The organism is Caballeronia sp. GAWG2-1 (assembly GCF_023631405.1).
In the GTDB taxonomy this organism is placed as follows: domain Bacteria; phylum Pseudomonadota; class Gammaproteobacteria; order Burkholderiales; family Burkholderiaceae; genus Caballeronia.
Map to the genome: position 1 here is coordinate 83,796 of NZ_JALQDD010000009.1, position 20,426 is coordinate 104,221.

At 62.2% G+C, this 20,426-nt stretch carries 17 protein-coding genes and 2 tRNA genes; 7 read left to right on the forward strand and 12 right to left on the reverse strand.

The features are described 5' to 3' along the window. Positions 1-70: 70 nt before the first annotated feature. The 4 genes from NCR98_RS07005 to NCR98_RS07020 all read left to right on the forward strand — a co-directional run bounded on the left by NCR98_RS07005 (position 71) and on the right by NCR98_RS07020 (position 3,000). Positions 71-484, forward strand: a complete 414-nt coding sequence (locus NCR98_RS07005) for an HU family DNA-binding protein (protein WP_502799725.1) — start codon at positions 71-73, stop codon at positions 482-484. Between the two features lie 84 nt (positions 485-568). After that, positions 569-644 (forward strand) — tRNA-Val (locus NCR98_RS07010). Between the two features lie 39 nt (positions 645-683). After that, positions 684-760: transfer RNA gene (locus tag NCR98_RS07015), tRNA-Asp, on the forward strand. 314 nt (positions 761-1,074) lie between these two features. Then, a complete protein-coding gene (locus tag NCR98_RS07020) occupies positions 1,075-3,000 on the forward strand; it encodes a SurA N-terminal domain-containing protein (RefSeq protein WP_250525844.1) in 1,926 nt (641 codons plus the stop codon). 94 nt (positions 3,001-3,094) lie between these two features. On the opposite strand, the gene NCR98_RS07025 is transcribed toward NCR98_RS07020, so the two are convergent. Together NCR98_RS07025 and NCR98_RS07030 are read right to left on the reverse strand one after the other, a co-directional pair. Next, positions 3,095-3,436: a hypothetical protein gene (locus NCR98_RS07025; protein WP_250525845.1), complete on the reverse strand. Its 342-nt coding sequence runs from the start codon at positions 3,434-3,436 to the stop codon at positions 3,095-3,097. Positions 3,437-3,562: 126 nt separating this feature from the next. Beyond that, positions 3,563-4,222, reverse strand: a complete 660-nt coding sequence (locus NCR98_RS07030; RefSeq protein WP_502799726.1) for an arylesterase — start codon at positions 4,220-4,222, stop codon at positions 3,563-3,565. Between NCR98_RS07030 and NCR98_RS07035 the strand changes: the two genes are divergently transcribed. Next, positions 4,221-4,922: an ABC transporter ATP-binding protein gene (locus tag NCR98_RS07035; protein WP_244827920.1), complete on the forward strand. Its 702-nt coding sequence runs from the start codon at positions 4,221-4,223 to the stop codon at positions 4,920-4,922. The two genes, NCR98_RS07030 and NCR98_RS07035, sit on opposite strands and share 2 nt — an antisense overlap. 55 nt (positions 4,923-4,977) lie before the next feature. Here the strand turns inward: NCR98_RS07035 and pgi are convergent, their stop codons facing one another. From pgi to NCR98_RS07050, 3 genes are all read right to left on the reverse strand, one after another. After that, positions 4,978-6,600 (reverse strand): glucose-6-phosphate isomerase, encoded by a 1,623-nt coding sequence (gene pgi / locus NCR98_RS07040; protein ID WP_250525846.1) that lies wholly within the window; start codon positions 6,598-6,600, stop codon positions 4,978-4,980. A 194-nt stretch (positions 6,601-6,794) separates the two neighbouring features. Beyond that, positions 6,795-8,363, reverse strand: coding sequence for an NAD(P)H-hydrate dehydratase (locus tag NCR98_RS07045; protein WP_250525847.1), 1,569 nt, complete (start codon positions 8,361-8,363; stop codon positions 6,795-6,797). 191 nt (positions 8,364-8,554) lie between these two features. After that, positions 8,555-9,844, reverse strand: coding sequence for an FAD-dependent oxidoreductase (locus tag NCR98_RS07050; RefSeq protein ID WP_250464831.1), 1,290 nt, complete (start codon positions 9,842-9,844; stop codon positions 8,555-8,557). On the opposite strand from NCR98_RS07050, the gene NCR98_RS07055 reads away from it, so the two are divergent. Together NCR98_RS07055 and purL are read left to right on the forward strand one after the other, a co-directional pair. Further along, complete coding sequence (locus NCR98_RS07055) at positions 9,843-9,983, forward strand: hypothetical protein (RefSeq protein ID WP_250464833.1); 141 nt, start codon at positions 9,843-9,845, stop codon at positions 9,981-9,983. The two genes, NCR98_RS07050 and NCR98_RS07055, sit on opposite strands and share 2 nt — an antisense overlap. A gap of 287 nt (positions 9,984-10,270) precedes the next feature. Beyond that, complete coding sequence (gene purL / locus NCR98_RS07060; protein WP_250525848.1) at positions 10,271-14,308, forward strand: phosphoribosylformylglycinamidine synthase; 4,038 nt, start codon at positions 10,271-10,273, stop codon at positions 14,306-14,308. Between the two features lie 196 nt (positions 14,309-14,504). Here purL and NCR98_RS07065 read toward each other — a convergent pair whose 3' ends face one another. From NCR98_RS07065 to NCR98_RS07095, 7 genes are all read right to left on the reverse strand, one after another. Continuing rightward, on the reverse strand, positions 14,505-15,242 hold the full coding sequence (locus NCR98_RS07065) for a DUF5131 family protein (protein WP_250492371.1): 738 nt from the start codon (positions 15,240-15,242) through the stop codon (positions 14,505-14,507). Positions 15,243-15,286: 44 nt separating this feature from the next. Continuing rightward, a complete protein-coding gene (gene tcmP, locus NCR98_RS07070; protein WP_250492372.1) occupies positions 15,287-16,120 on the reverse strand; it encodes a three-Cys-motif partner protein TcmP in 834 nt (277 codons plus the stop codon). A 170-nt stretch (positions 16,121-16,290) separates the two neighbouring features. After that, positions 16,291-17,073 (reverse strand): peptidylprolyl isomerase, encoded by a 783-nt coding sequence (locus NCR98_RS07075; protein WP_244827914.1) that lies wholly within the window; start codon positions 17,071-17,073, stop codon positions 16,291-16,293. A gap of 138 nt (positions 17,074-17,211) precedes the next feature. Further along, the gene (locus NCR98_RS07080) at positions 17,212-17,526 is read right to left on the reverse strand and encodes a BolA family protein (protein ID WP_244827913.1); all 315 of its coding nucleotides are present in this window, start codon (positions 17,524-17,526) and stop codon (positions 17,212-17,214) included. Next, positions 17,523-18,059, reverse strand: coding sequence for a septation protein A (locus NCR98_RS07085; RefSeq protein ID WP_244827912.1), 537 nt, complete (start codon positions 18,057-18,059; stop codon positions 17,523-17,525). The genes NCR98_RS07080 and NCR98_RS07085 overlap by 4 nt, the downstream gene beginning before the upstream one ends. A gap of 134 nt (positions 18,060-18,193) precedes the next feature. Then, the gene (gene msrB, locus NCR98_RS07090) at positions 18,194-18,625 is read right to left on the reverse strand and encodes a peptide-methionine (R)-S-oxide reductase MsrB (RefSeq protein WP_250525849.1); all 432 of its coding nucleotides are present in this window, start codon (positions 18,623-18,625) and stop codon (positions 18,194-18,196) included. 62 nt (positions 18,626-18,687) lie between these two features. Next, positions 18,688-20,298: a protein adenylyltransferase SelO gene (locus tag NCR98_RS07095; RefSeq protein ID WP_502799728.1), complete on the reverse strand. Its 1,611-nt coding sequence runs from the start codon at positions 20,296-20,298 to the stop codon at positions 18,688-18,690. Positions 20,299-20,426 lie beyond the last annotated feature (128 nt).

Here is a 20,426-nt window from a genome sequence, read left to right on the forward strand (position 1 = left end):
ACCCCGCAGGTTCACGCTTGCGGGGTCTTTTTGTTTGCGTCGACGAATTCGAGCAGTGCTTCCAAAGCAGATGAAATCAGGCGCAACCCTCGTTGACACTCCCGTTTCGGCTGCGTTTAATGGCCGCGCATCGAATCGAAAATTCGATGCTGCTCGTTTCGATGCGAAACGACATCGCCTACATCGTGCCATTACAGATTCGGGGATCACAATGAACAAGACTGACCTGATCGACCATATCGCGGAGCAAGCCGATCTTTCAAAGGCGGCAGCGGGGCGTGCACTCGAAGCCGTGATCGGCGGCGTGAGCGCGACCTTGAAGAAGGGTGGAACGGTGACGCTCGTGGGGTTCGGAACCTTTGCCGTGGGCAAGCGCGTGGCGCGTACGGGACGCAATCCGCGCACGGGCGCGGCCATCAAGATCAAGGCGGCCAAGGTGCCGAAATTTCGGCCTGGCAAAGCGCTGAAGGATGCGCTAAACTAGCGGACTCGCTGGATACGGCAACTCTTACATGAGCTTCTGGTCAGCACGGAGTAGCAAAAAGCAGCAACGCTTGAACCGCGGAACGGGTGCTTAGCTCAGTTGGTAGAGCGGCGCCCTTACAAGGCGTAGGTCGGGAGTTCGAGCCTCTCAGCACCCACCAGTTTCCGGTTCACAGCAGTTTGGGTTGAGCATCAACCAAGGAGCGGTAGTTCAGTTGGTTAGAATACCGGCCTGTCACGCCGGGGGTCGCGGGTTCGAGTCCCGTCCGCTCCGCCAGGATCGACTGAAAGAGTCCCGCAAGTCACAAGCTTGCGGGACTTTCTCTTTTCCGCTTCTTGATTAAGATTCCGAAGCAATTTACAGCGTCGACGCGTCTCGTGCATCGCCAAATTTGCAGGCATTGCGATAATGCCGCCGAATCTTCCGCATGAACGGTTAAGCCTTTGAGTACGAAGGATTTTCCGCTTCCTGGAACATAGATGGACCACCAAACGCGGCTCCCACCGGAAGCCTTACACCCCGACTTGTCGCCTTTTCCCCTCGCGCTGTTGTAATATCGAGCGTTTTGTTCTAACCACGCAGCGCTACGCATGCTCGACTTCTTCCGTAATCACCAGCGCCTGATGATGGCCCTGCTGATCCTGATCATCGTGCCGGGTCTCGGCATTGTCGGGATTCAGGGCTTCAGCAACTTTTTCGACGAAAGCGCTTACGTCGCCAGCGTGAACGGTCACAAGATCACGCGCCCCGAATTCGATAACGCCTTCCGCCAGCAGGTGGATCGCGCGCGCTCCATGCTGGGCGCTCAGTTCGACGCCCGCATGTTCGACACGCCCGAAGCGCGCGCCGCCATGGTCGACAGTCTCGTGCAACAGCGCGCGCTGTCGGACGAGACGCAACGCCTGCATCTGACCGCATCCGACGACGCCGTGCGTCGCGCGCTGCTGTCCGATCCGATCGTCGCGTCGCTGCGCAAGCCCGATGGCTCCGTCGACATCGAGCGTTACAAGGAAATGCTCGCCATGCAGGGCATGACGCCCGCGCAGTACGACGAGCGCATGCGCTACACAATCGCAAATCAGCAGATCCCGGCAAGCATTCAGGAGTCTTCGTTCACCTCGAAGTCGCTCGCGCAGAGCTTGACCGAATTGTCCGAGCAGCGTCGCGCGGTGCAGGGCATGTCGCTGCGCGCGGCGGATTACGCCGCGAAAGTTCAACCCACCGACGCGCAACTGCATTCGTACTACGACGCGCATCGCAATGACTTTGCCACGCCCGAGACCGCGACCATTCAGTACCTCGTGCTGTCGCCGTCCACGCTCGCGGCGGCATCGAAGCCGAGCGACGCCGATCTCAAGAAGTTCTACGACGACAACATCCAGCGCTACCGCACGGAAGGTCAGGTGCGCGCGAGTCACATCCTCGTGAACGCGCCGAAGGACGCCAGCGCGGCCGACAAGGCGAAGGCGAAGCAGAAGGCCGAACAACTGCTCGCGCAAGTGAAGGCGCATCCCGATCAGTTCGCGCAAGTAGCGGAGAAGAATTCGGAAGATCCGGGCTCGGCGTCGAAGGGCGGTGACCTCGGTTACTTCGCGCGCGGTCAGATCGCGGGCGGCAAGGCTTTCGACGACGCCGCGTTCAGCCTGAAAAAGGGCGAAGTGAGCGATATCGTCGAGTCGGACTTCGGTTACCACATCATTCAGGCAACGGACGTCAAGCCGTCGGTTACGCAGTCGTTCGACGAAGTGAAGGAAGCGCTCGCGAAGGACTACGCCGCGCAACAGGGCAGCAAGGGCTTTGCAGAAGCAGCGCAAGGCTTCACCGACACCGTCTACGAACAGGCGAAGTCGCTGCAGCCCGCGGCCGACAAATACAAGCTCACGGTTCAGACCGCTACGGTCGGTCCGAAGCCCAACACGCAATTGCCGCAGGACAATCCGCTCAACAATGCGAAGTTTCTGGCGGCCGTGTTCTCACCGGACTCGGTGAAAGATCACAACAACACCCAAGCCGTCGATGCAGGCAACAACACGCTGATCGCCGCGCGCGTGACCGACTACAAGGCTTCGACCGTTCCCGCGTTCGACGCCGTGAAGGACGCGGTACGCACGAAGGTCGTCGCGCAAGACGCAGCTGCGATGGCGCTCAAGGAAGGCCAGACGAAGCTTGCCGATCTGCAGAAATCGAAGTCGACCGATGGCTTTACGTCACCGATCATCGTCTCGCGCAACGACGCGCAGGGCTTGCCGCCTGCCGCGTTGAGCGCGATCTTCAAGGCGGATGCCTCGAAGTTGCCCGCGTACGTCGGCGTCGATCTCGGCACGGACGGCTATGCGATCTATCGCGTCAACGGTATCGAGAAAGCCAACGCGGTGGCCGCGGATCGTCTCGCCGGCGCGCAGCAGCAGATCGCGCAGGTCTATGCTCAAGCCGAGATGGAAGCGTATATCGACTCGTTGAAGGCGCGCTCGAAGGTCAAGCTGAGTCAGGCGCCGGTGCCCGCGGCCAATCAATAAGAAGCAGTAAAACGTCAGTCGCACAAAAAAGCCCCGTGTCCGAAAGGACGCGGGGCTTTTTCATTGCTGCCCGATGTAACCAGCAACAGTGTCCTTACAGGCAAGCCTGAATGTCGCCCGTCGCCTGGCTGCCAGCGGCACCCGATGCGCGGAAACCCACCCACGAGCCCGGACCGGACCACTTCGGACGCACCACGGCGGCCGCGCCATTCGGCGGCTGCTGACCCGGCACATAGACATCGACGGCCTGATCGTTGGCAAGCGTATCTTGCGACACGACTTGCTGTTGCGTCTTGTCAGCCCATGCATGCGAGACGCATTCGGCGACCGCCTTGGCCGGCTTGTCGCTCATGCCGACTTGCTGCACGCCTGCGGGCGGCTGAGCGGCACATGCCGAAATCGCGATGGTCAATGCAACCAGAGGGAAGTATTTCACGTGACCTCCTTGTAGAGCGCTCTCTTGCGAGCGGGGTTATAAGAGTTACGCGAAAGTCTCAGATAACTGAATCTTGGCCGTGTTCCGCGTTTGTTGGAAAAGCTGTCGCGGCTGGCGTCTTCGTTGTTACGACGCACTTGCGCCCAGCAAGGGTTTCAAGCTTGGCCAGACGTTTTCTAATAGCAATGGCTGGGCCTGCACCGTCGGATGAATCTGGTCCGACTGGAACATCGTCGGCTTGTTTTCGATCCCGGCAAGCAGGAAAGGGACGAGCGCCACATTCTTGTCCTTGGCGATGCGTTCATAGATGGCGTGGAACTTTTGCGAATAGTCGGGGCCGTAATTGGGCGGAACGTACATGCCGATGAGTAAAACCTTCGCATGCGCCGCCTGCGATGCCTCGACTATTCCACGCAGATTCGTCTCGGTGGTGGCAAGCGGCACGCCGCGCAAGGCATCGTTCGCGCCGAGTTCCACGACTACCACCGCCGGCTTGATACGCGTGAGCACGGCGGTCAATCGCGCGCGTCCGCCGCTCGTGGTGTCGCCGCTGATGCTCGAATTGGCGACGCTATAATCGAGACGCTCTTTCGCAAGCCTTTGGCGCAGCAGATTGACCCAGCCGGTATCGCGAGGCAATCCGTATTCGGCGGAAAGGCTGTCGCCGAGCACGACGATTGCAGGCTTGTTCGTCGCTGCGTCTTGTGCATGCAGCGCGGAACTTGCCGCAAGCATTGTCAAGGCGACGCAAGCACGCGTGCTCCAGTTCTTTTTCAGGGTGTCCATGCAAAACAATATCGAGCCGGTCATCGAAGTTCGGGGTTTAAGCAAGCGGGTGAAGGACGCAACGGGCGAGCTCACGATACTCGATCAGATCGATCTGTCCATCGCGAAGGGCAGCAGCGTGGCGATCGTCGGGGCATCGGGCTCGGGCAAGTCGACACTGCTCGGCCTGCTCGCGGGTTTGGACAGCGCGAGTGCGGGCTCGGTTCGTTTATTGGGCAAGGAGCTTTCCACGCTCGATGAAGACCAGCGCGCCGCGCTCAGAAGCGGCGCGGTCGGTTTCGTGTTCCAGTCGTTCCAGTTGATGCCGCATCTCACCGCGCTCGAGAACGTCATGCTGCCGCTCGAACTGCGCGCGGAGTTGCCGCACGATCAGATTGCCGCACGCGCGCGCTCGCTGCTCGATCAGGTCGGTCTCGCGCAACGCACGGCGCATTATCCCAAGCTGCTGTCCGGTGGCGAACAGCAACGCGTGGCGTTGGCGCGCGCCTTCGTCACGCATCCGGCGGTGCTGTTCGCCGATGAACCCACCGGCAGCCTCGACGCCGCCACGGGCTATGCCATCATCGATCTCATGTTCGCGATGAACGAACGCAACGGCGCGACGCTCGTGCTCGTCACGCACGACGTCGAACTCGCCGAACGTTGCGATGCCACCGTGACAATCGAAGCAGGGCGGCTCGTCAATGGCCTGAGCGTATAAAAAAGCCCGCATCGGCCGATGCGGGCGATGCGGGCTTTAACGACGCAACCAGCCGTCAATACTTCAGAGCCTTGCGCGCGCGCTCGATCAACGCGGAGGTCGAGGCATCGTGCTTCTTCGGATCGGCGCTCGCGGCGGTGATATCCGCCTCGACCACCTTGCCGAGAATCTTGCCGAGTTCCACGCCCCACTGATCGAACGAGTTCACGTCCCACACCGCGCCCTGCACGAGCACCTTGTGTTCGTACAGCGCGATGAGCGCGCCGAGCGCCTCGGGCGTGAGCGCATCGAGAATGATGGTCGTGGTCGGCCGATTCCCCGGAAAGCTCAAATGCGTGGCAAGTTCTTCCTTGCCCGGACCCGCGACCTTCTTCGCCTCTTCGAGCGTGCGGCCGAGCATCAGCGCTTCGCTTTGCGCGAAGCAGTTGGCGAGCAGCTTCGCATGGTGATCGACGAGCGGATGCTCAGGCGTGAGCACGGCGATGAAATCGATCGGGATGATGGTCGGCCCTTGATGCAGCATCTGGAAAAACGCGTGCTGGCCGTTCGTGCCGGGCTCGCCCCAGATCACGGCAGCGGTCGGGTAATCGACCATGCCGCCTGCCAGCGTCGCCGACTTGCCGTTGCTTTCCATCTCCAGTTGCTGAAGATACGAAGGCAGATAGTGCAGCGCCTGCGAATAAGGCGCGATCAGATCGCTCTGCGAGCCGAAAAAGTTGCGATACCAGATGCCGATCATGCCCATCAGCACGGGCAGATTCTTGTCGAGCGGCGCTTCGCGGAAGTGTTGATCCATCGCGTACGCGCCTTCCAGCAGCGCGTCGAAGTTCTTCGGTCCGACCGAGATCACGATGGACAGGCCCACCGCCGACCACAGCGAATAGCGCCCGCCGACCCAGTCCCACATCTCGAAGACGTTTTCTTTCGCGATGCCGAACTTGACCACTTCCGCCGGGTTCGCCGAGACGCCGACGAAGTGCTTCGAAAGCTCGCTTTCCGGGCAGCCCTGCTTCAAGAACCAATCCCGCATGGAGTGCGCATTGGTCATGGTTTCGAGCGTTGTGAAGGTCTTGGAGACGATGATCGCGAGCGTCTCTTCGGCATCGACTTGCTGGAGCACGTTCCAGAGATCGGCGCCATCGACATTGGAGACGAAATGCGTGTCGAGTTCTTTCGATGCCAGATGATGCAGCGCGTGCACGACCATCTTCGGCCCGAGGTCCGAGCCGCCGATGCCGATGTTCACCACATGGCGGATACGCTTGCCGGTATAGCCGGTCCACGAGCCGTCGCGGACCTTGTCGGCGAACGCGGCCATTTTCGCGCGCTCGGCGCGGACCTGTTCGGCGAAGGGCGCGTCGTCGGATTGCGCGCGCAGCGCCGTATGCAGCACCGCGCGATGTTCCGTGATATTGACGATATCGCCCGCGAACATGGCATCGCGGCGCTCGGTCACCTTCGCCTCTTCGGCGAGTTGAATGAGCAGCTTGAGCGTGGCGTCGGTGATGCGGTTCTTGGAGAAGTCGATGCTGATACCGCCGCCGTCGAACGTGAAGCGCTCGGCGCGCGTGGGCGCGGTGTCGTTTTGCGGCGCGAACCAGTCGCGCAGGCGCTCGCCGGAGATGGCATCGTAGTGCGATTGGAGCGCCGACCAGGCGGGTAGCGATTTGAGCGTCATAACGGTTCGATAGTCCTGAGTGACAAAGGAAACGTTCGTGCAGAGGCGGCTTGGCGGGAGGCGTCAGTCAGTTCGTGAACGCGACCAGCGGTGCCGCGGATGCTCGAATGTAAGAAGCAAGAGGCAGTATAGCGACGATGCATGAACGAATGCTTGCAAGGCGTCATCGCGGCGCCGTGCAAGCCTCGGACAAATTAGGCGCGCTGCTGCCGTTTATAGAAGCGCCGATTGATGAGACTGCGCACGGCAGGCGCAAGTTCGCCCGCCGTCAGTCCCGCAGGCCCGGTGCCATCGCTCGCCAGATGCTCGGCGGCCTGCCCGTGAAAGTACACGCCTGCCAGCGCCGCCTCATACGCAGGCAACTTTTGGGCGAGCAATGCTCCGATCAATCCGCCGAGCACGTCGCCGGTGCCACCGGTGGCGAGTCCTGCGTTTCCGGTCGGATTGATGGCGACGCGGCCATCCGGCGACGCGATGACCGTGCCCGAGCCTTTCAGCACGATGACCGCCGAATAACGCGTTGCCAACCGACGCGCGGCCGCGATGCGGTCCGCCTGAACCGCCTTTGCATCGGTTTGCAAGAGCCGCGCGGCTTCTAGCGGATGCGGCGTGAGCACGCACGGATCGCCCCTGGCGCCGCGTCCCGCGACTTCTGCGGCGAGGGCGTCGTCCTTCGAGACGAGATTGAGCGCATCGGCGTCGAGCAGCTTGGCGGCGTCGAGCTTCAGGACATCGGCGAGCACTTTTCTCGCGCGGTCGCTCTTGCCCATGCCGCAGCCGATCGAAAGCGCGTCCATTTTTTCGAGCGCGAAGTCGTCGACGTGATGCAGCATCAGTTCGGGATGCGGCGGATCGTAGGACGGCGCACCTTCGCCTAGAAACGCCACGTTGACCTTGCCCGCGCCGCCGTAGAGCGCCATGCGCGCGGCGAGGATGGGCGCGCCGCACATGCCGGTATCGCCGCCAATCACGGCAAGCGTGCCGAATGTGCCCTTGTTGGTCGCATTGTCGCGCGGCGGCATGTGGGCCGCGAAAAGGGCCGGCACGTTGAGCACGATGGAAGGCGCGGCGGGCGGCTCGATGTCGAGCGTGGCGACGTGCAGCGTGCCGCACAGATCGCGGCCTTCCGCCGTGAAATGGCCCGGCTTCGCGCCGATGAACGTGATCGTCTCGTTCGCGCGCACGCTTGCGCCACCCGCGACGGGTGCGCCGGTGTCGCTGTCGAGACCGCTCGGGACGTCGAGCGCGAGCACTCGGCCGTGGTCGCGGCTGTCGGCATCGCGCGCGCTTTGCGACAGACGTGTCGCGATGCCGGCGAACACGCCGTCCAGCACCCGTGTCAGGCCGATGCCGAACATGCCGTCGACCAGCCAGCCGAATTCATCGAACGATGCGGGGACTTCGGTGTCGATCGTCACGCCTGCGGCACGCGCCGCTTCGAGCGCCCAGCGGGCGTCGTCGGGCTTGACCTCGACCGGCATGCACACGCGCACCGTCACGCCCGCGCGGTGAAGCCGCTCGGCCATCACGAGCGCATCGCCGCCGTTGTTGCCGGGGCCGGCGACGATCCAGACGGGCTTCTTCGTATGAAAGTCGCGCGTATCGAGCAGAAGCTGTGCGGCGGCGGCGCCTGCGCGGGCCATCAGCGTGTGAGGCGGCAGCGCGGCGGCGGCGCGCGCTTCGAGCGAACGCAACTCCGTGAGCGTCAGGAGCGCGAGGGCATCGTCGCGGGGCGTGAAGTAGGGCGTTCGGGAATCGGTCATGTCGACGATGATAGGCGTGCAGCGAACATTGCGTCGATTCGCACCGTTCGTGCCTGAAGCATGTGGCGATTCGGCTCGACCAGGATCGCAAGTTTCGTGAGTCGCTCAAAGACGCGCGCGGCTCGCACAAACCGAATGCCAGGCCGACGCAGCTACGAGCACCGCGCCACGCGAGCACGGACACTCACCCTTCAAAACCGCTCGATACTCAACGCCGCAAGCGTCTGTTCCGGAACCTCGGACGTCACATCGGACAGGAGGTCCGCCACCACCTTCGCCGACCCGCACGCGAGCCCCCAGCCCGCCGGACCATGCGCCGCGTTCACGAACACACGCGGATGCCGTGTCGCGCCGACTGCCGGCAGGCCATCGGCGGAAAAGAGGCGCAGGCCTTCCCACGGACGCGCGGCCGAGACGCGTCCCGCGCCCGGAATCCAGTCGTGCGTGCCCTGACCGAGCACGTCGAGGGCACGACGGGCGAGGCTCGCATCGAGCGGCTTGTCGGCCTTGGACGCGCTCTGGAACACGCCCGCGCCCGCCACGCGCAGACGCTGGTTCACACGTGTCATCGTGATGCGCTTCATCGAATCGACGACCGTCAGATGCGGCGCGCGCTCTTCGTACGCAATCGGCGCGGTGAGCGTATGCATGCGCAGCGGATAGAGCCACGGCGTGGACTTCCTGACGAGCGCGGGCGTCTCGGCTCCCGCCGCGACCACGACGGCGTCCGCCGTGATCAACTCGACATTTTCGTTGCGCTTGGTGCGGCTCGCTTCCGGATCGGCGAGTTCGACGGCCGCGCGCTTATCGTCCAGACGCAGCGCCGTCACCGTGCGATTCATGCGGAACTGCACGCCGCCGTCTTCGAGCACCTGCTTCAGTTGCTTGGTGAAGAGCGGGCAATTGGCCGTGCGCTCCTCGGGCAGCAAAACGCCGCCCGCGAATTCGGGATATTCGGGCACCGAATGCTCCGCCGCGACGCATTCCTCAGGCGTCAGCACGCGATGCGGCACCTTGAACTGCCGCAACAGATCGATGGCCGGTTGCGCTTCCTCCAGCTCGCGCGCGTGACGAAACACGTGCAACATGCCGCGCCGCTGTTCGAATTCGAGTTGCAGTGCGCTCTCGATTTCCGCGACGGTACGGCGCGACAACGCGACGAGCGGTTCCAGCAACGCATATTGCGCCGCGAACGCGTCCGGCTCGCGCAGCATGGCGAGTTGTTTCAGAAAATCGCGCACGGCGCTATGAAAGCCGGTCTTCACGACCATGCCGTTTTGCTTCGCGCGGTTCGACGACATGAAGGTCGGTCCGAACCAGACGTCGAGCGGAGAGGGGAGAAGCGCGCCGCCCTGGCCATAAGTGGCGCCTTGGGCGACGGTCGCGTAGCGCTCGACCACGCAGACGCGATGCCCGGCCGCATGCAACTGGTAAGCGGTGGCGATGCCGGCGATTCCTCCGCCGATAACGATGACATCCATGACTTTTTTGCCCGAAGGCGCGAACTTGCGCCGCATACCGCGCCGCAAGCTCGGGCGCGCCGCGCATGTCGACGATGAGACGGCGGGCGCGGCAGACTCGCCACACCCGAAGAAAGCGCGCCATGATAGCGCCAAATGAGCCGCGCCGGGACCATAGGTGCCAGATCGCAGCATGTCCGTCGCGAACGTTTCTGCACTGCGTACACTGCAGGATCGATTTCAGGATAAGCCATGCGTCACGTTTGCGGCGGGATGCGCACGCGCGACGGGCAATGGCGCCGGTCGGGCCGGCCGAATTTGAGACGCATCCGGGGTATAATCGCGGTCTTCCTTTCGCCTCACGTCGCTCATCCACGCTCGTGGCCGTTTCCGGCGTTTCGAGCGCGGCACCTAGCGGCACACAGACGTCATCGACGCACCGTCACAATGGCCCACTTCTCGTGTTTCCCCGGCGCTTCGGCCCTCTCCGATTTCCGTCAGACCCGCCTCCTCGAGACGCTCGCGCGCATCGACGCGAACATCGTCGGCGTGCGCGGCCAGTTTCTGCACTTCGTGAATTCGGCCGAACCGCTTTCCGATGAGGACAGCAACAGCATCCACGCGCTGATGCACTACGGTGCGCCGCTCGAAGAAGGCAAGGAACGCGGACACGCCGAAACGTTTCTGGTCGTGCCGCGTTTCGGCACGGTGTCGCCTTGGGCGAGCAAGGCAACCGACATCGCGCATCATTGCGGCCTCACGCAAGTGCGGCGTATCGAGCGCGGCGTCGAATACACGGTCGTCCTGAAGAGCGGTCTGCTCGGCGGCAAGAAAATCCTGTCGGACGAAGCGCGCGCCGCCGTTGCCGACGCGTTGCACGACCGCATGACCGAAAGCGTCGCGGCCTCGCGCGATCAGGCGCTGCATCTCTTCGACGAACTGCCCGCCAAGCCCTTGCAGACGGTCGATATCATCGGCGCCGGGCGTTCGGCGCTCGAAGCGGCCAACGCGGAACTGGGCCTCGCGCTCGCGGAAGACGAGATCGTCTATCTCGTCGATGCCTTCAAAAACCTCAACCGCAATCCGACCGACGTCGAACTGATGATGTTCGCGCAGGCCAACAGCGAACATTGCCGCCACAAGATTTTCAACGGCGAATGGACTATCGACGGCGAGAAGCAGGATCTGTCGCTCTTCGCCATGATCCGCAACACCGAGAAGCTGAATCACGAAGGCACGATCGTCGCGTACTCGGACAACTCGGCGATCATGGCGGGCGGCGTCGCGGAGCGCTGGTTTCCGCGCGGCGAGAGCGAGCAGTATCAGCGCAAGGTCGAGTTGACGCACACGCTGATGAAGGTCGAAACGCATAATCACCCGACCGCGATCTCGCCGTTCGCGGGCGCGGCAACGGGCTCGGGCGGCGAAATCCGCGACGAAGGCGCGACGGGTCGCGGCGCGCGTCCGAAAGCCGGTCTCGCGGGCTTCACGGTATCGAACCTCGACTTGCCCGATGCGCGTCAGAAGTGGGAAAACGCCCGCGATGCCGCCACGCCGCTCGTCTCGCGCAATCCGTCGGAAACGCATGAGGCGTATGGCCGGCCGGATCGCATTGCGTCGCCGTTGCAGATCATGATCGACGGGCCCATCGGCGCGGCGGCATTCAACAACGAATTCGGCCGTCCAAACCTGGGCGGCTACTTCCGCACCTTCGAGCAGAACGTCGCGGGCCGCGTGCGCGGCTATCACAAGCCGATCATGATCGCGGGCGGCATCGGCAATATCTCGGACCAGCACACGCACAAGAACGATCTGCCGGCGGGCACGCTGCTGATCCAGATCGGCGGACCGGGCATGCGCATCGGCATGGGCGGCGGCGCGGCGAGTTCGATGGCCACGGGCGCGAACACCGCCGAGCTGGACTTCGATTCCGTGCAGCGCGGCAATCCTGAAATTCAACGCCGCGCGCAGGAAGTCATCAACTCGTGCTGGCAACTGGGCGAGCACAACCCCATTCTGTCGATTCACGACGTCGGCGCGGGCGGCATTTCGAATGCGTTCCCCGAACTCGTCGATGGCGCGGGAAAGGGCGCGCGCTTCGAACTGCGCAAGGTACAGCTCGAGGAAAGCGGACTGTCGCCGCGCGAAATCTGGTCGAACGAAGCGCAAGAGCGCTATGTGCTGGCCATCGCGCCCGCCGATCTGCCGGCCTTCGAGGCAGTCTGCGAGCGTGAACGCTGCCCGGTGGCAGTGGTTGGCGTGGCGACGGACGAGCGCGACCTCGAACTCATCGACGATGAAAACGAAGGTCAGGAACCCGTCGACATGCCGATGGATGTGCTGCTCGGCAAGCCGCCGAAAATGCATCGCGACGTTGCGCGCGAACATCCGAGCTTCACGCCGGTCGATGTCACCGGCCTGCAGCTTTCGGAAGTCGCCGTCGATGTGCTCAAGCACCCGACCGTCGCGAGCAAGTCGTTTCTCATCACCATCGGCGACCGTTCGGTGGGCGGCACGACGGCGCGCGACCAGTTCGTGGGCCCGTGGCAAGTGCCGGTGGCCGATTGCGCCATCACGACCATGGACTACGCGGGCTATCGCGGCGAAGCCATGACGATGGCCGAGCGCACGCCGCTCGCCGTCATCGACGCACCCGCATCCGGCCGCATGGCAGTGGGCGAAGCAGTGACGAATATCGCTGCCGCGCCGATCGAATCGTTGAGCAAGCTCAAGCTCTCCGCCAACTGGATGGCCGCGTGCGGCAGCGCGGGCGAAGACGCGGCGCTCTACGACACGGTGAAGGCCATCGGCATGGAACTGTGCCCGGCGCTCGGCATCAGCATTCCGGTCGGCAAGGATTCGCTGTCGATGCGCACCAAGTGGCAGGACGCACGCGGCGGCTCACGGGAAGTGGTGTCGCCGGTGTCGCTCATCATCTCGGCGTTCGCGCCGGTCGAGGACGTGCGCCGTCAACTCACGCCGCAACTCGTCGCGGAGTCCAATACGGTGCTGATCGCCATCGATCTGGGGCGCGGGCGCAATCGCATGGGCGGCAGCATCCTCGCGCAAGTGACGCAGCAAGTGGGCGATGCCGTGCCCGACGTCGACGATCCCGAAGACCTCAAGCGCTTCTTCGCGTCCATTCAGGCGCTCAACGCCGACGGCAAGCTGCTTGCCTATCACGACCGCTCGGACGGCGGCCTGTGGGCGACGGTCTGCGAGATGGCGTTCGCGGGGCACGTGGGCGTGTCGCTCAACGTCGACATGCTGACACTCGATGCCGACCACGAATCCGATTACGGCGACGCGAAAGACTGGACCAAGCAGACGAGCGGCCGGCGCGACGACCGCACGATCCGCGCGCTGTTCACGGAAGAACTCGGCGCGGTGGTGCAAGTGCGCGCGGCGGATCGCGATGCCGTGCTCGGCGCGTTGCGCGGGCATGGTTTGTCGGCGTGCGCGCATGTCATCGGCAAGCCGAACGAGCGCGACACGGTCGAGATCTATCGCGACGCGAAGAAGATTTTCGATGCGCCGCGTACCGAGTTGCAGCGCGCATGGAGCGAGGTGAGCTGGCGCATCGCGCGTCTGCGCGACAACCCCGCTTGTGCCGACGCCGAATACGACGCATTGCTCGATGCCGGCGATCCCGGCTTGTCGCCCGTGTTGACCTTCGATCCGGCGGAAGACGTCGCCGCGCCGTTCATCGCGACGAACACGCGTCCGCGCGTGGCGATCCTGCGCGAGCAGGGCGTGAACTCGCATCTCGAAACCGCGTATGCATTCGACCGCGCGGGCTTCGATGCACATGACGTACATATGAGCGATCTGCTCGAAGGCCGCGCGACACTCGCCGACTTCGCGGGCGCGGTGGCGTGCGGCGGCTTCTCGTATGGCGACGTGCTGGGTGCGGGCGAAGGCTGGGCCAAGACCATTCGCTTCAACCCGCGTCTTTCCGATATGTTCGCCGCCTTCTTTAGCCGCGCCGATACCTTCGCGCTCGGCATCTGCAACGGCTGCCAGATGATGTCGAACCTGGCGTCGATCATCCCCGGCGCCGAGGCGTGGCCCAAGTTCACGCGCAACAAGTCCGAGCAGTTCGAAGCGCGCTTCTCGCTCGTGGAAGTGGAGAGTTCGCCGTCGATCTTCTTTAGCGGCATGGAAGGCTCGCGCATTCCGGTTGCGGTCGCGCACGGTGAAGGTTTCGCCGATTTCTCGCAACAGGGCGATGCCGCGAAGGCACTCGTCGCCATGCGTTTCGTCGATCATCACGGCCGCGCGACGGAGCAGTATCCGTTCAACCCGAACGGCTCGCCGCAAGGCATCACGTCGGTCACGACGCCCGACGGCCGCTTCACCGTTTTGATGCCGCATATGGAGCGCGTGCATCGCAATGTGCAGATGAGCTGGACACCGGATGACTGGACCACTGACGGCAGTCCGTGGCTGCGCGTGTTTCAGAACGCGCGGCGGTTCATGGGTTGAGGATGGGTTGTATCGGTGGGATGAGAGCACCCCGAAGTGGTTTTTCGGGGTGTTTTTTTGTCGATTGCAGATAGGCGAGGTACCGTGACCGACGTGTGCAGGCACACTGTTTGTGCAAGGCAGGCAAACACACGCCCTCACGCGACTGCCCTTTGTCGCGGGTCCGTCTCCGCGCGGATTGCCTTGACTTTGTCTGCTAACGGGCGATTGCGATCGGGACAACCTTGCGATTGGGCATCGCATCGTAGGTGCGTCCGTTAAGAAGCCTTCCGGTCATGTCCTTTCGAACTCCGCCCCATTGCTTAAAGAAGAAAGCCGTATGCTGGGTGCGGCACTGACGCCGAATGGATTGGACCCAGTCCTCTTGCATGGGTCTTGCTCCACGGCCCGACTCACCGCCGACAATTACCCAGTCTATCTTTCTCAATGGCAGATCTTCGAGCGGTCCAATCAATGGCTCGCATGAGAGGAATTTCACCTGTGCCGGGGTTGCGGCCAAATGCGTGATCCTCTGGACAACTCGGTTATCCTCAACGCTTACGCCCATCCAGACGTTCGACGGCCATGGGAGGGATGGCGCTAACTCAAGCAAGCGCGCGGAGCGTTTGGTGAGCACCTGATAGGTATGCTGCGGAGTGGCAACCATTGTCGCGAACACGCGCTGAATGAAGTCGAGAGGCACAGCCTCTTGAAACAGATCACTCATCGAATTAACGAAAACGGTGCGAGGTTTTTTCCATTTGAGCGGAAGTCCGATAAGGTCCTCATGCAACGTAGGGGCGAACTCGTTCTCATAGCGTGCGCTACCCATAGCCTTTAGCCTGGCCGCCATCCTTTCGGCATAGCAATGTTTACAACCTTGGCTAATCTTCACGCATCCCGTGACGGGATTCCAGGTCATCTCAGTCCATTCGATGCCGGTTTTCGTCGCCATCGTCTTGCCCTATCTGAAAATTGTTAGCCTCGGAGTGTAGGAGTTTAGAAAGACCCGAACAAGTCCCTCTGATCTTTATTCTCTCGTCCTACATCGTTCCAAAGCTTCTGAGCATGAATATGTCGACTTAGCAGAATTAGTCGATACAGTGGGCCGTTTTTGCTGTTGACTAGTAATGGCTTCGTGCTCGCCGCAGTCATTCGAGTGTTGTTCAAGACAATTCTTTGCCAGTAGTCAAGAAATGCGCCGACAAAGGCGGTACGAGGTAGCCGACTTAAGTCGATCGCTTCTCTCCATCCGGGCGCGATACATTCAAGTCGCGTCCCATCTTTCGCAGCTTCAAGATCGATGTTGCGTTGGATGTCCATCACGCTGAAATGCACGAGTATGTCGATGTTCGGATGTGCGGCGAGCGCCAGAATAATTTCGAAATCGAGATGCTTTGCGTTAAACGGATCGAGAAAAGCCAGATGAAGACCCCGCGGCAGATCGGAAACGATCTCGTGAACGGTCTTAGTGGCTGCACCCACGTAAGGACGGACCTGGCCGCCAAGTTTCGTTAGGCGTTGCTCGCATACCTTCACGGACTCGGCGCTTAAGTCGCCTATAAAAATGTTGTGGAAGGGTGCTTTTCCATAAGCGCACGATGTCTTCCATGCTGCCAACGCACCGCCGTCGCGGAAGGCGCCATGCTCTCGCTCGACAACTCGGCCCGGGCCGCAAAAAAGGTCGATATATGACGACCCCGGAAAACGCGCCCGCGCGCCCCACGATGCGCCTACGTAGTCAGTCAGCTTTTCATGCTTGCCTTGAGCCCAGCTACCGACAACCATCGCCGGCAGACCATCGGCCGGGTCGACCCTCACTTTCTCATTCATGATTTGATCCTCTCTCGCTGACGAATAAGGCATCGATCATGTGAAGTTTTAGCTTCGAATGGAACTCGAAAGCTCTTAAATCAGGGGGCTGTTGGTGCGCTTAAAGCAAAAACGCCCCCGATCGCAAGATCGGAGGCGCTACGCGAAAAACCCTGCAGCCAACAGCGCGCTTATTTCACCACTGCCTTCTTCCGCAACCCTTCCTCGAACGCCTGCAGCTTCTCCTGCTGAATCTGCTGCGCGATCTGCGCTTTCACTTGTTCCAGCGGCGGCGGGGCGACGTCGCGGGTATCGTCCAGACGGATGATGTGCCAGCCGAATTGCGTCTTCACCGGCTGCGGCGTTACTTCACCCTTCTTGAGCTTCTCGGCGGCGGCGCCGAATTCCGGCACGTAGGCTTGCGGCGCGGACCAGTCCAGATCGCCGCCGTTCTTGCCCGATCCCGGGTCCTTCGAGTATTGCTTCGCCAAATCCTCGAAGCTCGCGCCGCCCTTGATCTTCGCGATCAAGTCCTTCGCCTGCGCTTCGCTTTCTACCAGGATGTGATGCAGATGCAGTTCCTTGCCGCCGCCCGTCTGCTTCACGAGTTGCTCGTAGCGCGCCTGGATCTCGGCGTCGGTCGGCGTGTTCTTCTTGACGAAGTCTTCGATCATCGCGCGCAGCACGACCGTCTGTTGCGCGACCGCGATCTGCGCCTTCACGTCGGGACGCATGGGCAGGCCTTCGCGCGATGCTTCCTGCATCAGGATTTCGCGGTTGATGAGTTCCTCGCGCACCGCCTGTTGCAATTGCGGCGAATCCTGCTGACCCTGCTGGACGAGTTGCTTCACGAGCGCATCGGCGCGCGACGTGGGAATCGGCGTGCCATTGACGACGGCGATGTTCTGCGCAAACGCGGGAGCCGCGGCGAACGCAGCCAGCAAGACCCAGACGCGGGTTTTTTTCAAAGTCATCGGAGGTTCCTAACTGAGCAACGAGCGACCTCGAAAGGCGCTTGATTGAGAGGTTGATCTGGAAGAAGCTGAGTGATTCGACACGCGGGAGAGGCGAGGCAAAAGCGCGGCAATCAGGCGCCAAAGCCCGCGCGGAGTCTATTCGAATTGTTCTGCGAACTCTTGCGGCGTATAAGCTCGGATGGCCAGTGCGTGCACGCCATGCTGCATTTCCGCGGCCAGCGCATCATACACCAGTCGATGCCGCGCCACTCGCGCGCGGCCCGCGAAGCATTCGGCGATGACCGTGACCGTGTAATGACTGCCCGAAGCCGCGCCGGCATGCCCGGCATGCGCCGCGCTGTCGTCTTCGATATGCACGGTTTGCGGTTCGAGCGCCGCTTCGAGGCGCGCTTCGAGATGCGCGATCTTGTCGGCCGCGCTCGCGTTCGGAAAATCGAAGGAAGCGTTCATTGACCATCCTCCTTCATGTATTTGGCGAGCCAGAAGCTTTGCGCGACGATAAACGCCACGAGACATCCCGTCGCGCCGAAGAGCTTGAAGTTGACCCATTGGTCGGTGGTGAAGTGAAACGCCACCACGAGATTGACGATACCGAGCAGCGCGAAAAACACCGCCCACGCCACGTTCAATTGTCCCCACACGCGATGCGGCAGGACGATCTGCTTGCCCATCATCGCTTCGATGAGGTTCTTTTTGAAGCCGAGTTGCGCGACGATCAGCGCCACGGCGAAGAGCCAGTAAAGCGCGGTGGGCTTCCATTTGATGAAGGTATCGTTGTGCAGCACGAGCGTCGCGCCGCCGAACACCACGACCACGCCGAGACTCACCCACAGCATTGGATCGACCTTGCGATGGCGGAACGCCACCCACGCAATCTGCACGAGCGTCGCCGCGATGGCCACGGCAGTTGCCGTATAGATGCCCCAGATCTTGAATGCGACAAAAAACAGGATGATCGGAAACAGATCGAACAGAAATTTCATTGGCGTGGCGATGAGGTGGGCAGCGAGCAGGCTGCGGCGCGCGAAACGAACGCCCGCTCTCGAGAAGCGGGCGTTCCATGCGGCAGAAAATTATGCACGGGCTTATTGATTAGCCCGCCACAACCCGCCCGCGCTTACTTGGATTCGAATTGTAGCGCAGCCGAGTTGATGCAATACCGCAAACCGGTGGGCGCCGGGCCGTCTTCGAAGACGTGGCCGAGGTGCGCGCCGCAGTTCTTGCACTGCACTTCGATGCGCAGCATGCCGTGCGAGCGGTCGGTCTTCTCTTCGATCACTTCGCCGTTGATCGGCTTGAAGTAGCTGGGCCAGCCGCAGCCCGCGTCGAACTTGGTCGCGGATTCGAAAAGCGGCGTGCCGCAACACACGCAGTCATACACGCCGCGCTCGAAGTGGTCCCAGTATTCGCCGGAGAACGGGCGCTCGGTCGCCGCGTGGCGCGTGACCTGATACTGCATGTCGTTGAGTTCGTTGCGATACGCCGCATCGTCCTTTTGCAGCGGATACGCCGTGGCGCCAGTGTTGTCGATGGTGTCGTCTCTGCTCATATCATTCCTTTTATCGGCCGAAAGTCGGAAAAACGGATCAGGCCAGCTATTTTGGGGCGATCCTAAGAAGAACAACTCACTTCCAGATCGCTCGCCCAGTCGGGCGGCAGGCCGGCGTAGGCTTCGTATTCGGGTTGTTCGTCGTAGGGACGGCGCAGCACGTCGAGAAGCCGCGCCACTTCGGTGTAATCCTTTTCGCTCGCCTGGCGAATCGCCTGTTCGGCCAGGTGATTACGCAGCACGTACTTCGGATTCACACGATTCATCGCGGCCGCGCGATCCGTATCGTCGCGCGTTTCGTGCGCGAGACGTTCGCGATACTGCACCGCCCACGCGTCGAAAGCGGCGCGGTCGAGAAAGAGGTCGCGCACGGGCGAATCGTTCGAGGTATCGGATTTCGCGAGCTTCGACAAGTTCCGGAACGTGAGCGTGAAGTCCGCGCGGTTCGCGTGCATGATTTCGAGGAGACCGTTGGCGAGTTTGTCATCGCCTTCGCGCGCGATTTCGAGGCCGAGCTTGGCGCGCATCTTCGCTTCGAACACAGGGCCGAAGCGCGCCTTGTAGCGTTCGAGAACCTTCTGCGCTTCCTCGACCACGCGTTGCGCACGGCCTTCTTCCGGCAGGTTCGCGCCGACGAGCGGAACCAGCGCCTGCGCCAGACAAAACAGGTTCCAATAGCCGACCTGCGGCTGACGGCTGTACGAATAGCGCCCTTGCGTGTCCGTGTGGTTGCAAATGTGATGCGCGTTGAAGCCATCCATGAAACCGAACGGGCCGTAGTCGATCGTGAGACCGAGAATGGACATGTTGTCGGTGTTCATCACGCCGTGACAGAAGCCGACGGCTTGCCACTCCGCCATCAGATCGGCGGTGCTGCGCACGGCTTCGTCTAGGAGCGCGAGGTAGGGATCGTCGGCATCGCGGCAATGCGGATAGAAGCGCTCGATCACGTGATCGGCAAGCGCTTTGAGATCGTCGACGCGGTCGTTCGAATAGAAGTGTTCGAAATGCCCGAAGCGCACGAAGCTCGGCGCGACGCGCGTGACGATCGCCGCTGTTTCCATGCTCTCGCGCCGCACCGGCATATCGGAGCCGACGATGGCGAGCGCGCGCGTCGTGGGAATGCCCAGATGGTGCATGGCTTCGGAGCACAGGAATTCGCGGATCGACGAACGCAACACGGCGCGGCCATCGCCCATGCGGGAATACGGTGTGCGGCCCGCGCCCTTCAGCTGAAGTTCGAAGCGTGTGCCGTCATGGTCCCGATCGGTGTCTGGCTCGATCTCGCCGAGTGTAAGTGCGCGGCCATCGCCCAATTGACCTGCCCACACGCCGAACTGATGCCCCGAATAGACCGCTGCGTAAGGCAGGTCGCCGGCGGGCCATTCGTGCGTGGGATTGCCGGCGAAGTATTCGGCAAAGCGCTTTTGCTCGCTGCCTTCCGCGACATCCGGATCGATGCCGAGCATGTCCGCCGTTTCGCGCGAGATCGCGACGAGATAAGGATCGGGCACCGGCGTGGCGGGAAGGCGCGTGAGGAACGCGGCCCCGAGCGCCGCGAACGAGCCGGGCTGGCCAACCTTGATCGCGGCGGCGATGGCGTCCATGGAATCAGCGCCGGAAGCCTTCTCGCCGGACGCTGCACGCACGGCATTGCTTGGGGAAAACGACATATTGAGCGCCTTTTGGTTAAACGATATTGTAAATCCGCGCCCGCGGGCCTGCAGGGCCGCGCCCGGCCGGGCATCGGGCGGCGCAAAGCCAATGACCGATCCAATGACTCGAGCCCAGACTCGCCAAC

Bases quoted from the DNA above. Each gene is read 5' to 3' on its own strand.
- NCR98_RS07005 (WP_502799725.1), top strand. From the start codon at position 71: ATGAAATCAGGCGCAACCCTCGTTGACACTCCCGTTTCGGCTGCGTTT.
- NCR98_RS07020 (WP_250525844.1), top strand. From the start codon at position 1,075: ATGCTCGACTTCTTCCGTAATCACCAGCGCCTGATGATGGCCCTGCTG.
- NCR98_RS07035 (WP_244827920.1), top strand. From the start codon at position 4,221: ATGCAAAACAATATCGAGCCGGTCATCGAAGTTCGGGGTTTAAGCAAG.
- NCR98_RS07030 (WP_502799726.1), bottom strand. From the start codon at position 4,222: ATGGACACCCTGAAAAAGAACTGGAGCACGCGTGCTTGCGTCGCCTTG.
- pgi (WP_250525846.1), bottom strand. From the start codon at position 6,600: ATGACGCTCAAATCGCTACCCGCCTGGTCGGCGCTCCAATCGCACTAC.
- NCR98_RS07045 (WP_250525847.1), bottom strand. From the start codon at position 8,363: ATGACCGATTCCCGAACGCCCTACTTCACGCCCCGCGACGATGCCCTC.
- NCR98_RS07055 (WP_250464833.1), top strand. From the start codon at position 9,843: ATGACTTTTTTGCCCGAAGGCGCGAACTTGCGCCGCATACCGCGCCGC.
- NCR98_RS07050 (WP_250464831.1), bottom strand. From the start codon at position 9,844: ATGGATGTCATCGTTATCGGCGGAGGAATCGCCGGCATCGCCACCGCT.
- purL (WP_250525848.1), top strand. From the start codon at position 10,271: ATGGCCCACTTCTCGTGTTTCCCCGGCGCTTCGGCCCTCTCCGATTTC.
- NCR98_RS07065 (WP_250492371.1), bottom strand. From the start codon at position 15,242: ATGGCGACGAAAACCGGCATCGAATGGACTGAGATGACCTGGAATCCC.
- tcmP (WP_250492372.1), bottom strand. From the start codon at position 16,120: ATGAATGAGAAAGTGAGGGTCGACCCGGCCGATGGTCTGCCGGCGATG.
- NCR98_RS07075 (WP_244827914.1), bottom strand. From the start codon at position 17,073: ATGACTTTGAAAAAAACCCGCGTCTGGGTCTTGCTGGCTGCGTTCGCC.
- NCR98_RS07080 (WP_244827913.1), bottom strand. From the start codon at position 17,526: ATGAACGCTTCCTTCGATTTTCCGAACGCGAGCGCGGCCGACAAGATC.
- NCR98_RS07085 (WP_244827912.1), bottom strand. From the start codon at position 18,059: ATGAAATTTCTGTTCGATCTGTTTCCGATCATCCTGTTTTTTGTCGCA.
- msrB (WP_250525849.1), bottom strand. From the start codon at position 18,625: ATGAGCAGAGACGACACCATCGACAACACTGGCGCCACGGCGTATCCG.
- NCR98_RS07095 (WP_502799728.1), bottom strand. From the start codon at position 20,298: ATGTCGTTTTCCCCAAGCAATGCCGTGCGTGCAGCGTCCGGCGAGAAG.